General features: G+C 70.2%; 12 protein-coding genes. 5 read left to right on the forward strand and 7 right to left on the reverse strand.

Annotation, left to right across the window (positions count from 1 at the left end; genetic code table 11):
- Nucleotides 1–8: 8 nt before the first annotated feature.
- Nucleotides 9–2,084: a transketolase gene (tkt, locus tag FNV62_RS42235; protein ID WP_144316010.1), complete on the reverse strand. Its 2,076-nt coding sequence runs from the start codon at nt 2,082–2,084 to the stop codon at nt 9–11.
- Between the two features lie 146 nt (nt 2,085–2,230).
- Here tkt and FNV62_RS42240 point away from each other — a divergent pair, with 146 nt between their 5' ends.
- Nucleotides 2,231–3,142: a helix-turn-helix transcriptional regulator gene (locus tag FNV62_RS42240; RefSeq protein ID WP_097287193.1), complete on the forward strand. Its 912-nt coding sequence runs from the start codon at nt 2,231–2,233 to the stop codon at nt 3,140–3,142.
- A gap of 99 nt (nt 3,143–3,241) precedes the next feature.
- Here the strand turns inward: FNV62_RS42240 and FNV62_RS42245 are convergent, their stop codons facing one another.
- From FNV62_RS42245 to FNV62_RS42260, 4 genes are all read right to left on the reverse strand, one after another.
- Entirely contained in the window at nt 3,242–4,627 is a 1,386-nt protein-coding gene (locus FNV62_RS42245) for a glycoside hydrolase family 16 protein (RefSeq protein ID WP_060898837.1), read from the reverse strand.
- Between the two features lie 173 nt (nt 4,628–4,800).
- Nucleotides 4,801–6,072 (reverse strand): Ig-like domain-containing protein, encoded by a 1,272-nt coding sequence (locus tag FNV62_RS42250; protein WP_144316560.1) that lies wholly within the window; start codon nt 6,070–6,072, stop codon nt 4,801–4,803.
- 251 nt (nt 6,073–6,323) lie between these two features.
- The gene (locus FNV62_RS42255; RefSeq protein WP_144316011.1) at nt 6,324–7,091 is read right to left on the reverse strand and encodes an IclR family transcriptional regulator; all 768 of its coding nucleotides are present in this window, start codon (nt 7,089–7,091) and stop codon (nt 6,324–6,326) included.
- Nucleotides 7,088–7,516: a MarR family winged helix-turn-helix transcriptional regulator gene (locus tag FNV62_RS42260; protein ID WP_054234533.1), complete on the reverse strand. Its 429-nt coding sequence runs from the start codon at nt 7,514–7,516 to the stop codon at nt 7,088–7,090. Before FNV62_RS42260 ends, FNV62_RS42255 begins: the two co-directional genes overlap by 4 nt.
- Before the next feature lie 292 nt (nt 7,517–7,808).
- Here FNV62_RS42260 and FNV62_RS42265 point away from each other — a divergent pair, with 292 nt between their 5' ends.
- Genes FNV62_RS42265 through FNV62_RS42280 form a run of 4 tightly spaced genes read left to right on the forward strand, consistent with a single transcriptional unit; the run spans nt 7,809 to nt 11,587 of the window.
- Complete coding sequence (locus FNV62_RS42265) at nt 7,809–8,726, forward strand: SDR family NAD(P)-dependent oxidoreductase (protein ID WP_144316012.1); 918 nt, start codon at nt 7,809–7,811, stop codon at nt 8,724–8,726.
- Nucleotides 8,726–9,598, forward strand: coding sequence for an amidohydrolase family protein (locus FNV62_RS42270; protein WP_054234535.1), 873 nt, complete (start codon nt 8,726–8,728; stop codon nt 9,596–9,598). Before FNV62_RS42265 ends, FNV62_RS42270 begins: the two co-directional genes overlap by 1 nt.
- Nucleotides 9,599–9,608: 10 nt before the next feature.
- Nucleotides 9,609–11,135, forward strand: a complete 1,527-nt coding sequence (menE, locus tag FNV62_RS42275; RefSeq protein ID WP_097287196.1) for an o-succinylbenzoate--CoA ligase — start codon at nt 9,609–9,611, stop codon at nt 11,133–11,135.
- A complete protein-coding gene (locus FNV62_RS42280; protein ID WP_054234537.1) occupies nt 11,132–11,587 on the forward strand; it encodes a MaoC family dehydratase in 456 nt (151 codons plus the stop codon). Before menE ends, FNV62_RS42280 begins: the two co-directional genes overlap by 4 nt.
- Nucleotides 11,588–11,613: 26 nt before the next feature.
- Here the strand turns inward: FNV62_RS42280 and FNV62_RS42285 are convergent, their stop codons facing one another.
- Entirely contained in the window at nt 11,614–13,284 is a 1,671-nt protein-coding gene (locus FNV62_RS42285) for a histidinol-phosphatase (protein WP_097287197.1), read from the reverse strand.
- A 59-nt stretch (nt 13,285–13,343) separates the two neighbouring features.
- Nucleotides 13,344–15,188: a LamG-like jellyroll fold domain-containing protein gene (locus tag FNV62_RS42290; protein ID WP_144316013.1), complete on the reverse strand. Its 1,845-nt coding sequence runs from the start codon at nt 15,186–15,188 to the stop codon at nt 13,344–13,346.
- Between the last annotated feature and the right edge of the window lie 12 nt (nt 15,189–15,200).

Here is a 15,200-nt window from a genome sequence, read left to right on the forward strand (position 1 = left end):
CGATCGGATCAACCGCGGGCGGCGGCGAGGGATTCCCGGGCGGCGGCGGCGACGTTCTCGGCGGTGAAACCGAACTCGGCGAACAGGGTGTTGGCGTCGGCGGAGGCACCGAAGTGCTCCAGCGAGACAATGCGTCCGTGGTCACCCACGTAGCGGTACCAGGTCAGGCCGATGCCCGCCTCGACCGCCACGCGGGCCTTCACGGACGGGGGCAGCACACGATCGCGGTACTCGCGCGGCTGCTCCTCGAACCACTCCACGGACGGCATCGACACGACCCGGGTGCCGATCCCCTCGGCCTCCAGCAGCTCACGCGCCTCGACGGCGAGGTGCACCTCGGAGCCAGTGGCGATCAGGACCAGCTCGGGCGTTCCGGTGGAGGAGTCACGCAGCACGTAACCGCCCTTGGCGGCCTCGGAGTTGGCGTCGTAGGTGGGAACGCCCTGGCGGGTCAGGGCCAGGCCGTGCGGGGCGGGGTGGGTGGCGTGCCGCTTGAGGATCTCGGCCCAGGCGATCGCGGTCTCGTTGGCGTCGGCCGGGCGGACGATGTTCAGGCCCGGGATGGCGCGCAGCGAGGCGAGGTGTTCGACCGGCTGGTGGGTGGGGCCGTCCTCGCCCAGGCCGATGGAGTCGTGCGTCCACACGTAGGTGACGGGGAGCTGCATCAGCGCGGACAGACGTACGGCGTTGCGCATGTAGTCGGAGAACACCAGGAAGGTGCCGCCGTAGATGCGGGTGTTGCCGTGCAGCGCGATGCCGTTCATCTCCGCGGCCATGGAGTGCTCGCGGATGCCGAAGTGGACGGTACGGCCGTACGGATCGGCCTCCGGCAGCGGGTTGCCCTTCGGCAGGAAGGAGGACGTCTTGTCGATGGTGGTGTTGTTCGAGCCGGCCAGGTCGGCCGAGCCGCCCCACAGCTCGGGGATCACCGAGCCGAGCGCCTGGAGGACCTTGCCGGAGGCGGCGCGGGTGGCGACGGACGTGCCCGCCTCGAACGCCGGGAGCTTGTCCTGCCAGCCCTCGGGAAGCTGGCCGGCGACGATCCGGTCGAACAGCCTGGCCCGCTCGGGCTGCGCGGTGCGCCACTCGGCGATCCGCTTGTCCCAGGCGGCGTGTGCCTCGGCACCGCGGTCCAGGGCTTGGCGCGCGTGGGCGAGGACCTCGCCCGCGACCTCGAAGGACTTCTCCGCGTCGAAGCCCAGCAGACGCTTGGTGGCGGCGACCTCGTCCGCGCCGAGCGCGGAGCCGTGGGAGGCCTCGGTGTTCCGGGCGTTGGGCGCGGGCCAGGCGATGATGGTGCGCATCGCGATGATCGAGGGCCGTCCGGTCTCGGCCTGCGCCGCCTTCAGCGCCGTGTACAGCGCGCGGACGTCGATGTCGCCGTCGGCCGAGGGCTCGATGCGCTGCACGTGCCAGCCGTAGGCCTCGTAGCGCTTCAGCACGTCCTCGGAGAAGGCGGTGGCGGTGTCGCCCTCGATGGAGATGTGGTTGTCGTCGTAGACGAAGACCAGGTTGCCCAGCTTCTGGTGGCCCGCGAGGGAGGAGGCCTCGGCGGAGATGCCCTCCTCCAGGTCGCCGTCCGAGACGATGCCCCAGATGGTGTGGTCGAAGGGCGACTCGCCCTCCGGCGTCTCGGGGTCGAACAGACCACGCTCGTAGCGGGCGGCCATCGCCATGCCCACCGCGTTCGCGACACCCTGCCCGAGCGGTCCGGTGGTGGTCTCCACGCCCGCGGTGTGCCCGTACTCGGGGTGACCCGGCGTCTTCGAACCGTGCGTGCGGAACGCCTTCAGGTCGTCAAGACCCAGTTCGTAGCCGGAGAGGAAGAGCTGCGTGTAAAGGGTCAGAGAGGTGTGACCGGGGGACAGGACGAACCGGTCGCGGCTGGTCCACTCCGGGTCCGCGGGGTCGTGTCGCATCACCTTCTGAAAGATCGTGTACGCGGCCGGGGCCAGGCTCATCGCCGTGCCCGGGTGGCCGTTTCCGACCTTCTGAACGGCGTCAGCGGCCAGGATGCGGGCGGTGTCGACCGCCCGGCGGTCCAGCTCGGTCCATTCGAAGCCGTCGGGGCTCTGCGTACTCATCTTCAAGAAGTCCTCACTGGATCGGGAATCGCTGGTGGAACGCCTTCAAAACTAAAAGTCTGACTTTTGCCGGGGAAGGTGCCCGTGTGTCAGCCTTCGGTGAAAATGGGACACGGAGTGCTGGAGCGAGTCGACGCGAGAGGGACATGACAGACAGAACCACCCAAGGCGGTGCCGGGGGCGAAGGCGGGACCGGGGACGGGATCAGGACCTTCCCCTTCCCGGTCGATCTGAGCCTGTCCGGCGTCGGCATGCAGGTCGGCGCGATGGGGACCGGACGCGTCTGGCACGTGGACGCCCCGCTGGACCGCGTGCACCGCATCGACTTCCACGTCGTGATGCTCTTCCACGAAGGCCCGGTCAGACACATGATCGACTTCGCCGAATACGAGGCGTCCCCGGGCGACATCCTGTGGATCCGCCCCGGTCAGGTGCACCGCTTCTCCCGCACCGACCGCTACCGCGGCACCGTCCTGATCATGCAGCCCGGGTTCCTGCCGCGCGCGACCGTCGAGGCGACCGGTCTCTACCGCTACGACCAGCCCCCGCTGCTGCGCCCCGGCGCCGCCCAGCTGGCCGCCCTGGAGCACTCGCTCACCCAGCTGGAGCGCGAGTACGTCGACACCACCACGCTGCCGCTCAGCCTGCACACCTCGGTGCTGCGGCACTCCCTCACCGCGTTCCTGCTGCGCCTCGCCCATCTCGCGGCCAGCTCCGCCGAAGCGGCCCGCGAGCAGACCGACACCACCTTCACGCGCTTCCGGGACGCGGTCGAGAAGGACTTCGCCACCAACCACAGCGTCAGCGCGTACGCCGACGCGCTCGGCTACTCCCGCCGCACCCTGGTCCGCGCGGTGCGCGCGGCCACCGGTGAGACCCCGAAGGGATTCATCGACAAGCGGGTGGTCCTGGAGGCCAAGCGGCTGCTGGCCCACACGGAGATGCCCATCGGTCGCATCGGTGTCGCCGTGGGCTTCCCCGACTCGGCGAACTTCTCCAAGTTCTTCCACCAGCACACGGGCACGAGTCCCGTGGTCTTCCGGGCGGAGCTTCGCTGAGTCCGTACCGGAGGAGAGCTGGGACCGTACGGAAGAAAAGGGGCGGGCCCGCGGGCCCGCCCCTTCACCGTTCGTGCCGCTCGTCGAGGAACCTCCTCGTCAGTGGCCGAAGTCGAACCAGTTGACGTTCACGAAGTCGGCCGGCTGGCCGCTGGTGAAGGTCAGATAGACGTCGTGGGTGCCGGTGACGCCGGTGATGTTGGCCGGGACCGTCCGCCAGCTCTGCCAGCCGCCGGTGTTGCCCACCGCGAAACTGCCGATGGGGGTGCTCGTACGGCTGTCGAGGCGCACCTCGACCAGACCGCTGACCCCGCTCGCCGCACCGCTCGCGACCCGCCCGTAGAACTGCGTGGCCGCCGTGGAGCCGAAGTTGACGCCCTTGTAGAGCGCCCAGTCGCCGCCCGCGAGCGAGCCGATGTCCTGGCCGCCGCCGGTGTCCGTGGTGGTCTCGGTGCTGGTGCCCGACTGGCTGTCGTACGACTCGGCCTGGATGGCGCCGTAGGCGTCACGGTTGCCGGTCGGAGGCGGTGTGGTACCGCTCCCACTGGCCTGCAGCACCTGGACGTAGTCCACGACCAGCGGGTGGCCGGGCTCGGTGCCGCTGTCCGGACCGCCGCCGAACGCGTCGGGGAAACCGCCGCCCATCGCCACGTTCAGGATGACGAAGTAGCCGTGGTTGGTGGCGTTCGCCCAGGTGGTCGCGTCGACCTGGTTCGCCTTGACCGTGTGGAAGTTGACGCCGTCGAGGTAGAAGCGGATCTCCTCGGGGCTCGTCGAGCGGTCCCACTCCATGGCGTACGTGTGGAAGCCGGCCTGACACGTGGTGCCGGCGCACGGGGTGTTGCCGCCGATGCCGCTGGTCTCGTTGCACGGGCCGCCCGGGTTGGTGCCGCAGTGCATGGTGGCCCACTCGGTGTTGAGGCCCTGGACGTTCTCCATGATGTCCAGCTCGCCGACGCTCGGCCAGTTCTGGTAGTTGCCGCGGTAGGGCGCGCCGAGTGTCCAGAAGGCCGGCCAGTAGCCCTTGGCGGCGGCGCCGGTCACGTTCGGCATCTGCAGGCGCGCCTCGACGCGGAGTTTGCCGCCCGCGGGTGGCTGGAAGTCGGTGCGGGTGGTCTCGATACGGCCCGAGGTCCAGTTGCCGGAGGCGTCCCGGCGCGGGGTGATCAGCAGGTTGCCGTTGCCGTCGAGCGCCACGTTGTTGGTGCTGGAGGTCATCGTCTCGACCTCGCCGGTGCCCCAGTTGGCGGCGCCGCCCGGGTAACTGGTGCCGGTGTCGTACTGCCAGTTGGAGGTGTTGACGCCGGAGCCGGCCGCCCCGTTGAAGTCGTCGACGAAGACCTGGGACCAGCCGGCCGGGGGAGTGGGCGCGGACGCGTTCGCGGGGAGGACCGCGGCCACGGCCAGGGTCAGTGTGCCGACCGCGGCCAGAATGACGCGCCGCAGGGGGCCGCGTCTGACAGGTGTGCCGGAGGGTTCACTCATGGATGCCTCTTCGGTACGGAGTGGGGGTGCGCGGGTGCTGCTGAGAGCGCTCTCAAGCAAGGTGCGCGGCCAATGTGCTCTCTGCTACTCCGACCGTCAAGAGGTAAAGCCGAGAAACTCCTTTCCCTGTGCGGGAGTTCATGCAATGAAGAGTGGGATGCACGGGGCCTCGCCTAGAGGGCGCTGCCCGCCCTCCAGTCCGACCAGGACAGGTTCCAGCCGTTGAGGCCGTTGGACGCCTCGACGGTCTTCTCGCCCGAGTTCTTGACGACGACGACATCCCCGAGCATCGAACTGGCGTAGAACGTGTAGCCCGGCACGGAGCTGTCGTTCGCGCCCTTGGCGTCGTGCAGGCCGATACATCCGTGGCTGGTGTTGGTGGAGCCGAAGACCGAGGTCGAGGCCCAGTAGTTGCCGTGGATGAAGGTGCCGGAGGTGGTCAGACGCTGGGCGTGGGGGACGTCCGAGATGTCGTACTCGTCGCCGAGCCCCACGGTCGAGGACTCCATCCGGGTCTGCTTGAACCGCTCGCTGATCACCATGATCCCGGACCAGGTGGTGTGGTCGGCGTCGCCACCGCTCACCGGGTAGCCGGCGAGGGTGGAGCCGTCGCGCTCGACGGTCATGGTCTTCTTCGCCAGGTCGACCGTGCTGATCTGACGGCGGCCGATGTGGAAGGTGACGTCCTTGGACTGGGTGCCGTAGACGCCGGTCGTGCCCTCGACGTCCTTCAGACGCAGGCTCAGCGTGATCTTCGTGCCCGCGGCCCAGTACTCCTCGGGCCGGAAGTCGAGGCGAGTGTCGCTGAACCAGTGGCCGACCACCTCGACCGCGGGCTCCGCCGTCACCGTGATCGCCTTTTCCACGGCGGCCCGGTCCTTCACGGCCTCGGTGAAGTTGATCGACACGGGCATGCCGACACCGGAGGTCGAATTCGCCTCGGGCGTGAAATAACCCACGAACGTTTCCGAGGGCTGCTTCGTGACGAAGCTCGCGCTCTGCGCGGCGGCGCCCTTCGGCGTGGCCGTGACCGTGTATTTGGTGCCCGAGTATGGGTTTTTCGTGGACGTCCATTTCGTACGGGCGTCATTGAAGGATCCGGTCAGGGTGGAGCCGTCGTTTCCGCTGACCTCGACGCTCGCGAGCGTGCCGTCGCTGACGGTGACCTCGACCGGGCTCGTGAAGCCGGCCTTCTTCGTGCCGTCGGCCGGGGTGACGGTCACGGTCGGGGTCTTGACCTCGGCTTTCGCGCTCGCGCCCGCCGTCGAGCCCGACTTGGCGTCCGTTCCCTGCGAGGCGTCCGCCGAGCCGCCGCAGCCCGCGAGGACGCCCACGGCCGGCACGGCACCGAGGGCGGCCAGCACCCCGCGCCGCGACCAGGCCTGCCGCTCGGACCGGTTCGCCGTCCGCCGCTCGGACCGGTTCGAATTCTTCGCGAAGCCCACGGCACGCCTTTCCTGGATGACCACCACGACTGCTGGTGCATCCTGCGCCGCCTTCCTGGGGCGATTCTTTGAAACCCGGGGCCGCCGCCTGAGATTTGCGTGAGGAGGACCTGAGAATCGTCCTGAAGGAACGGCGCACGGAAATGGGTGAAGCGCCGTGCGAGGGAACGGCGAGTGCCGCGGACAGGGGCCAGGAGGCGTGGCTCGTACGTTCGGCCGACGTGAACCGCGCATCGCGGCTCCAGGGAGCCTCAGGTGCCCGGCTCGGGCCGGGTCTGCGGTTGCCACCCCAGGGCGCGGGAGATACCCCGCGCCGCCAGCCGTACCGCCGGGATCAACGCCGGTACCTGGGCGTCGTGTTCGGGGACCACGACGGAGACCGCCGCGACCACCGCGCCGCCCGCGCCGCGCACCGGAGCGGCGACCGACAGGGCGTCGTCGGTGACCTGACGGCTGCTCACCGCCACGCCGGTGCGGCGGACCTCGGCGAGCGCGCGGCGCAGGCGGGCCCCGTCGGTGAGGGTGTGCGGGGTGAACGCGGCCAACGGACCTGAGCAGTAGGCCTCTTGGAACGCCGAGTCGCCGTGCGCCAGCAGTGCGAGGCCCACGCCCGTCGCGTGCAGTGGCCAGCGGGCGCCCACCTGGATGCGTACACCGACCGCGGAGCGTCCGGAGATCCACTCGATGTAGACGACCTCGGCGCCGTCGCGGACCGCCATCTGCACGTTCTCGTGCGTGGCCTCGTACAGGTCCTCCAGGTACGGCAGCGCGATCTGGCGGAGGGCGAGGCCACGGGGTGCCAGGGCCGCGATCTCCCAGAGGCGCAGGCCCACGTGGTAGACGCCGTCCGCGTCCCGCTCCAGCGCGCCCCAGGCGGTGAGGGCGCCGACCAGCCGGTGCGCGGTGGTGAGGGTCAGCCCGGACCGGCGGCTGATTCCCGTCAGGGAGAGTGCCGGGTGCTGGTGGTCGAAGGCGGCGAGCACGGCGAGCAGACGGTCGGGCGCGGACAGTGCGGTCATGAGTCCAGTTCGGCTTCCGCGACCCGTTGCAGGAGCGTGTGCAGGGTGTCCCGCTCGGCGGGGGCGAGCGGCTGGAGCAGGTCGTTCGTGACGCGCAGGCCCGCCTCGTCCGTGTCGCGCAGGAACGCCCGGCCGTCGTCCGTGAGCACGACGATCCGGCTGCGGCGGTCGTCCGGCGACGGGCGGCGCTCGGCGAAGCCGAGCTTCTCCAGGTCGTCGACGAGTCCGACGATCGCGCTCGGGTCGTAGCCGAGCCGCGCGCTCAGCTCCCGTTGCAGCGCGCCCTCGGAGGTGGCCAGGAAGCGCAGCAGGGCGTAGTGGCGCAGCCGTAGTCCCGACTCCTGGAGGAAGGTGTTGAACAACTGCCCCGAGCGAAGGCCCAGCCGGTAGAGCAGATAGCCGGTGTCGGCGTGCAGTCCGCGCATCCACGGCTCCTGGGCGTCGATGGGGACGGGGCCGGTGGCCGGGCTGGTGGCGTGCTGCTGGCCTGTGATGACGGGCTCCCTGGGCCGGGCCCCGGGCGGGGCGGTTCATTCGTGCCGGGTACGGCATGCCGTACTGCGTACAGCATCGCGCCGTACTCCGCACAGCATGCCGCACGGATGAGTCGCCAACAACTATTGACGTCAACAATTATTGTCCTTAGCTTCGATCCCGTAGCCGCAGCTCGGCATCGCACGCCGCGCTCTGGACCCTCAGCGTCGAAGGGACCCCCTCGTGCCCAGCATCGATCTCACCGGCAAGGTGGCCGTCGTCACCGGCAGCGGACGTGGCCTCGGCCTGGCCTACGCGCACGCCCTGGCGGCAGTCGGCGCCTGCGTGGTCGTCAACGACGTCGACGAGGCCGTGGCCGAGCAGGCCGTGAAGTCCATCACCGCCGCGGGTGGCAAGGCCGTGGCCGAGGTGGTCCCGGTCGGCACCACAGAGGCGGCCGACCGGCTCGTCGCCCGCGCGGTGCAGGAGTTCGGACGGCTCGACATCCTGGTCACCAACGCGGGCATCCTGCGTGACAAGGTGCTGTGGAAGATGACCGACGAGGACTTCGACGCGGTGATCACCACGCATCTGAAGGGCACCTTCACCTGCGCCCGCGCCGCCGCCGTGCGCATGCGCGAGCAGGGCGAGGGCGGCTCGCTGATCCTGGTCGGCTCGCCGGCCGGGCAGCGCGGGAACTTCGGCCAGACGAACTACGCCGCCGCGAAGGCGGGCATCGCCGCCATGGCCCGTACCTGGTCGATGGAGCTGGGCCGCGCGGGCATCACCGTCAACGCGATCGTGCCGGTCGCCGCCACCGCGATGACCGAGACCATCCCCGCGTTCGCCCCGTACGTCGAGGCGATGAGGAACGGCGAGCCGCTGCCCGACTTCCTCCGCAAGGGCGAGGGCTTCGGCACCCCCGAGGACTGCGCCGCCCTCGTCCCGTTCCTCGCCTCCGACGCCGCTCGCGGGGTCACCGGCCAGGCCATCGGCATCGGCGGTGACAAGGTGGCACTCTGGTCGCACCCGCAGGAGGTCAGGGCGGCGTACGCGGACGGCGGCTGGACCCCCGACACCCTGGCCGACGCCTGGGCCACGTCGGTCGGCGCCGAGCCGCAGACCGTCGGGATCCCCGCGCCGAAGCTTCCGGAGGCGTGATGGACCTGAACGAACTCGTCGCGATCGACGTCCACACCCACGCGGAGGTGTCCTCGAAGGGCCACTCCTCGCTCGACGACGATCTGCACGAAGCCTCCAGCGCCTACTTCAAGGTCGAGGGCAAGCGGAAGCCCACCCTGGAGGAGACGGCCGCCTACTACCGCGAGCGGAGGATGGCCGCCGTGATCTTCACGGTGGACGCCGAGTCCGCCACCGGCACCGCGCCCGTCCCGAACGAGGAGGTCGCCGAGGCCGCCGCCGCGAACGCGGACGTGCTGATCCCCTTCGCCTCCATCGACCCCTTCCGCGGCAGGGCGGGCGTCAAGCAGGCCCGCCGGCTCGTCGAGGAGTACGGGGTCAAGGGCTTCAAGTTCCACCCCAGCATCCAGGGCTTCTTCCCCAACGACAGGTCGGTGGCGTACGACCTGTACGAGGTGATCGAGGAGACCGGGACCATCGCCCTCTTCCACACCGGGCAGACGGGGATCGGGGCCGGGGTTCCGGGAGGCGGCGGCATCCGGCTGAAGTACTCCAACCCCCTGCACGTGGACGACGTGGCCGCCGACTTCCCGCACCTCAAGATCATCCTGGCGCACCCCTCCTTCCCCTGGCAGGACGAGGCGCTGGCCGTCGCCACCCACAAGCCGGGTGTGCACATCGACCTGTCCGGCTGGTCGCCCAAGTACTTCCCGCCACAGCTCGTGCAGTACGCCAACACACTGCTCAAGGACAAGGTGCTCTTCGGCTCCGACTACCCCGTCCTCACCCCCGACCGCTGGCTCGCCGACTTCGACAAGCTGACGATCAAGGACGAGGTCAAGCCGAAGATCCTCAAGGAGAACGCCGCCCGACTGCTCGGGCTGACACCGTAAGGGGCCACAGATGCGCAATGAGGGACTGGGGTCGTGGCCCGCACGCCGGGCCCGCAAGACCCCGCACCGCACCGCCCTGATCCACGGCGACACCACCGTCAGCTATGCCGAGCTGTACGCCCGCACCACCCGCCTCGCCCACGCCCTGCGCGCGCTCGGCCTGCGCCGCGGCGACCGCATCGCCTATCTCGGCCCCAACCACCCCTCCTACCTCGAAACCCTCTTCGCGGCGGGCACGCTCGGCGCGGTCTTCGTGCCGCTCAACCCCCGCCTCGCCGGACCCGAGATCGCCTACCAGCTCGGCGACTCGGGCGCCAAGGTCCTCGTGTACGCGCCCTCGCTGGCCGGACTCGTCGCGGGGCTGCCGGGCAACGCGCACGTCCGGACGTTCGTCGAAGTCGGCTCCCGGTACGAGGAGTTGATCGACCAGGCCGCCGAGGAACCGATCGACCAGCCCGTCACCGCCGAGGACATGTGCATCATCATGTACACCTCGGGCACGACGGGCCGCCCCAAGGGCGCGATGCTCACCCACGGCAATCTGACCTGGAACGCGGTCAACGTCCTCGTCGACCACGACCTGACCGCCGACGAACGCGCCCTGGTCTCCGCCCCGTTGTTCCACACGGCCGGGCTGAACATGCTGACCCTGCCGGTGCTGCTCAAGGGCGGCACCTGTGTCCTGGTCGAGTCCTTCGACCCGGCGGCCACCCTCGACCTGATCGAACGGCACCGGATCACCTTCATGTTCGGGGTGCCGACCATGTTCGACCAGGTGGCCCGGCATCCCCGGTGGGCCGACGCCGACCTGTCCTCGCTGCGCATCCTCACCTGCGGCGGCTCACCCGTACCGACCCCGCTCATCGCCGCCTACCAGGAGCGCGGGCTCACCTTCCTGCAGGGCTACGGCATGACCGAGGCGTCGCCCGGCACCCTCTTCCTGGACGCGGAACACGCGGTCGGCAAGGCGGGCTCGGCGGGCGTGCCGCACTTCTTCAGCGATGTGCGGGTCGTACGGCCCGACTTCACGCCGGTCGACATCGGGGAGACGGGCGAGGTGGTCGTCCGCGGGCCGCACGTCATGCCCGGCTACTGGGGGCTGCCCGACGAGACGGCCGCGGTGTTCGCCGACGGCTGGTTCCGCAGCGGGGACGCCGCCCGGGTCGACGAGGACGGCTATGTCTTCATCGTCGACCGCATCAAGGACATGATCATCTCGGGCGGCGAGAACATCTACCCCGCCGAGATCGAGGACCTGCTGCTCGGCCACCCCGGCATCGTCGAGTGCGCCGTCATCGGTGTCGCCGACGACAAGTGGGGCGAGGTGCCGCGCGCGGTCGTCGTCCCCCGCGAGGGCGTCCAGCTCGACCCGGACGAGGTGCTCGCCTCGCTCGCCGGACACCTCGCCAAGTACAAGATCCCGAAGTCGGTGGTCGTCGTGGACGAGCTCCCGCGCACCGCCTCCGGAAAGCTCCTCAAGGCCCGTGTCCGTACGCGGTACGGCACCACCGACTCATCAGCAAGGAAGCGCACATGAGCATCACCGTGAACGGTCTCGACGAACTCAAGAAGCTCGCCGGCGGCGACCTCGGCACCAGCGAGTGGATCGAGGTCACCCAGGAGCGGATCAACACCTTCGCCGACGCCACCGGCGACCACCAGTGGATCCACGTCGACCCGCAGCGGGCGGCCGAGGGCCCCTTCGGCGCGCCCATCGCGCACGGCTATCTGACGCTTTCCCTCTTCATCCCGCTCTTCACGGGGCTGCTGGAGGTCGAGGGCGTGTCGACGAAGGTCAACTACGGTCTGAACAAGGTGCGTTTCCCCGCCCCGGTGAAGGTCGGCTCGCGCATCCGGCTGGTCGCGAGGCTCGCCTCGGTCGAGGACGTGCCGGGCGGGGTGCAGATCGCCGTCGACGGGACGATAGAGATCGACGGCGGCGGGAAGCCCGCCGCCGTCCTCCAGAGCCTGTCGCGCTTCTACGTCTGACGGTCCACGTCAGGCGGCTGTTCTCGCTACCGGCCGCCGACCACGTCGACGAACACGGGGTTCGCGTAGAACCACGTGTCGACCCACGGGTCACCGTTTCCGGGCACGTGCGGAATCGGGCCGTGCGGGTCGATCGAGGCGCCCAGGTAGCCCGTGCCGTTGCGGTTGCCGTCACTGCCGCGCAGCCGGACGTAGAAGGACTCGTCGCCGGCGACCAGCGGGATGCGCAGGGTGTACGTGCCCTTGCGGCCGCTCACGTCCACGGTGCGGACGACCTTGGTGTCGGGTGCGCGCCAGTCGTCGCGGTCGGCGGCAGGTCCGCGCACCGCGCCACGGATCACGTCGACGTGCGCCAACTCCGGCAGGATTCCGTGGGGGTTGGCGCGCGAGGCGGTCGTCACGGTGACCGACAGGGTGAGCTTCTCGCCCTTGCGGACGCGGATCCGGCCACCCATGGTGACACCCGGACCGTGGTCGCAGTCCCGCTTCACCCGGACGTCGAGCCCGTCGAGCAGGTGCCCGTGGTCGAGCCAGACGCGGCCCGCGCGGAGTCCCGCCATCACGGCGCGGTAGCCGTAGCGGGTCACGCCCACGTGGGTGCGGCTGAACTGGCCGGGCCAGAAGTCGCCGCCCGGCTGCTGGGAGTCGGTGTTCACCGGGTCGGGAACGTGCCCGGTGTTGTCGAAGTTCTGCCCGGGCGCCCAGTCGCCGTTCTTCCAGGTGTCGAAGACGACGCGGTGCACGTCGGAGTTGGTGGTGATGGTGAACAGCCTGCCCTCGGCGAGCATCGCGTCCCACATGCCGCCGACGGTCGCCGTCATCCAGTCGAAGCCGCCGTACAGCACGTAGGCGTTCTCCGGGTACCCGGCGAAGGAGTTCTCGGACGGCTTGTTGGTGTACTCGCCGCGCTGCTGGCCCGAGCCGACCCAGCCGGGGATGCCGCCGCCCTGGGCGCCGGGCGCGCCCTCCATGCCGATCATGATCTCGGGCGCCGCGTCCCGCCAGCCCCGTATCTCGTGCGGGGAGTCGATGCCCAGGCGCGTGGGGTGGTTGGCGAGGACGAGCACGTCGTCGACGTAACCGGTGCGGCGCTGCTCCGCGAGCCACTTGATGGCCTTGACCGCGTGGGCCTCGTTGCGGGCCGTGTCGGGGCTGGTGGGCGAGCCCGCCGTGTAGCCCAGCAGCTTGCCGTCGTAGGCGAGTTCGAACTTGGTGAGCAGATCCACCTCGTGCCGGCCGGGCGCCGCGAAGACCGTGGCGTGCTCGGCGCCCGGTATGTACCACTCCAGACCCTGGAAGATCAGCTGACGCGGGTTCTCGGCGCGCGCCTTCAGGATCTCCTGGTGCTCCAACTGGGCGCCGTAGTTGGCGTGCCCGAAGTTGGAGTGCTCGTTGAAGACCATCCAGTCCAGGCCGTACCTGGCGCTCGCCTGGGCGAGCTGGGAGAACGTGTACTTCGCGTCGTGGCTGTACACGGAGTGGATGTGGTGGTCGCCGACGAGATAGGCGAGGCGCGGGTCGTCGCCGCCGAGGCGCCGGGAGTCGGCCGCCGCGGGGGTGGCGAGCGAGCCCACCGCGAAGGCAGCCCCGAACAGGCCGGCGCTGCGCAGCAGCCCGCGTCGTGACACGCCCTGCGGGTCCAGCGCGGCGGGGGAGACGGATGGATCGGCCCAGGCGGGCAGTTGCTGCTCGGACATGCGGAACTTCTCCCTCGGGGAGTCAGAAGGTCTTCGGGGTCACCGGTGGCCGGGACGGCTCAGTGGTTCATGAACTGCGAGACGGAAAGCGCCCGCTCGACGATCCGTACGTCGCCGAGCCGTCCGTGCAGGATCTGGTCGATCTTGCCCGCGTACTCGTAGCCGCCGAGCAGCCAGGGCAGCCCGAGCGAGGTGAGACCGGCCGCGACGGTGTGCGGGTTGCGGGCGACCGGGCAGCCCTGGACGTACATCGTGGTGTGCGAGCCGTCGTTGACGACGGCGACGTGCCACCACTGCTCGCGGGCCGTCTCGTCGCCCCAGTTGGTGACGATGCCCTGCTGGTTGAGCGGCCGGACGGCCCACTGCGGGCCGGGCCCGTCGGAGAGGGAGAGGGTGGCGAGCGGCTCGTCCGGGTCGTCGGCGGTCTTGCCCGCGCCACCGCCCGTGCCGGTACGGCTGATCAGCGAGGCCCAGGCGTTGTGCGAGGCGTCCCAGTCGGCGGGGAGCTGGTAGAAGGCCTCGATGGTGTAACCGCGCTTGAAGGTGGCCGAGTTGAGGGGCGCCCCGTCGACCGTGCGCAGATACGCGCCCTTCAGCGGGGGCTTGCCGCCCTGGAAGAAGAGGCTGCCGTGACCCGGCTGGTCGGGGTGGTGGGCGGAGGACCAGGTGAGGGCGCTGTCGCCGACCTTGACCACGGTCACGTCGTTGCCGTGCCCGGACTGGTCGCGCACCGTGCCCTCGGCCGCCGTACCGTCCGCGTGCCCGTCGAAGCGCCAGTAGGCGAGCGTGCCCCGGACCAGCATCTCGGACACCGGCCGCGCCGAGCGGGCGGGCACCGGCGCGAAGCCCGCGAAGCGGGACTCGAAGTCGACGGCGACCGAGAACCGGTCGGCGTCACCACTGAGTTCGATCTCCTGCCGCTCCAGCTCGTTGAGCCCCTTGGCCGCGCGGCCCAGGATCCACGGCGAGATGGTCTCGACGTCGATGGTGTTGCGGTCGAGGTCGAAGCGGTAGAGACGGATCATCGCCGCCCCGCCGTAGTAACGGTTCTGATAGTTCGTCAGGTGGAGGTGGACGTCGTGCCCGGCCGCGTTGGTGCGGGTGGCGCGGGCGGCGGGCCAGTAGTGCCCGTTCAGGGTCAGGAAGATCTGGTCGTGGTCGTGGATCAGCTGGTCCCAGAGCTGCTGCCCGTACGAGGACAGGGTGTCGTCGTCCACGACCAGCTCGTGCGTGGTGAGGATGACCGGCGTCTTGGGGTGCTGGGCGATGACGTCCTTCGCCCACGCGTAGCCCTGCGCCGACAGCCGCCAGTCCAGGGCGAGGACGAGCCACTCCATGCCCGCCGCCCGGAACAGGTGGAAGGTGTTGTAGCCGTCCGGCGAGGCGCCGCCGAAGGTGCGCCCGCCCCGGAAGCGCTGCGGGCCGAAGACGTCCAGGTAGGGGGTCGCGCCCCGCTGGTCGTTCGTGGACGACCTGATGTCGTGGTTGCCCGCGAGCACGCTGTAGCCGACGCCACGCCGGTCGAGCAGCTCGAACGCCTTGCCCGCGGCCGCGAATTCGGCCTGGCCGCCGTTCTCCGTGATGTCGCCCAGGTGCGAGAGGAAGACGATGTTCTCGTCCTTCCCGTGCTCCAGGAGATAGCGCAGCGAGGCCTCGATCGGCGCCGGGTTGATGCTCGGCCCGTCGAAGAGGTACTGCGTGTCGGGCATGACGGCGAGCGTGAAGCGGCGGCTGTCGGCGTCCGGCCGCCAGTTCGCCTCACGCGTCGCCGCCTGTGCCGTCACCGCGGGCAGGGCCACCGAGGTGGTGGCCGCCGCGCCGATCAGGGCCGTGGCCCGCAGGAAGTTGCGTCTGCCGGCGCCGGCCTGCTCGGCCTCCGTCGCCTGGTCATGCGAAGTACACACGTCTGCTCCATG

Origin of the sequence: Streptomyces sp. RLB3-17 (assembly GCF_007113425.2) — a bacterium.
Taxonomy (GTDB): Bacteria; Actinomycetota; Actinomycetes; order Streptomycetales; family Streptomycetaceae; genus Streptomyces; species Streptomyces mirabilis_D.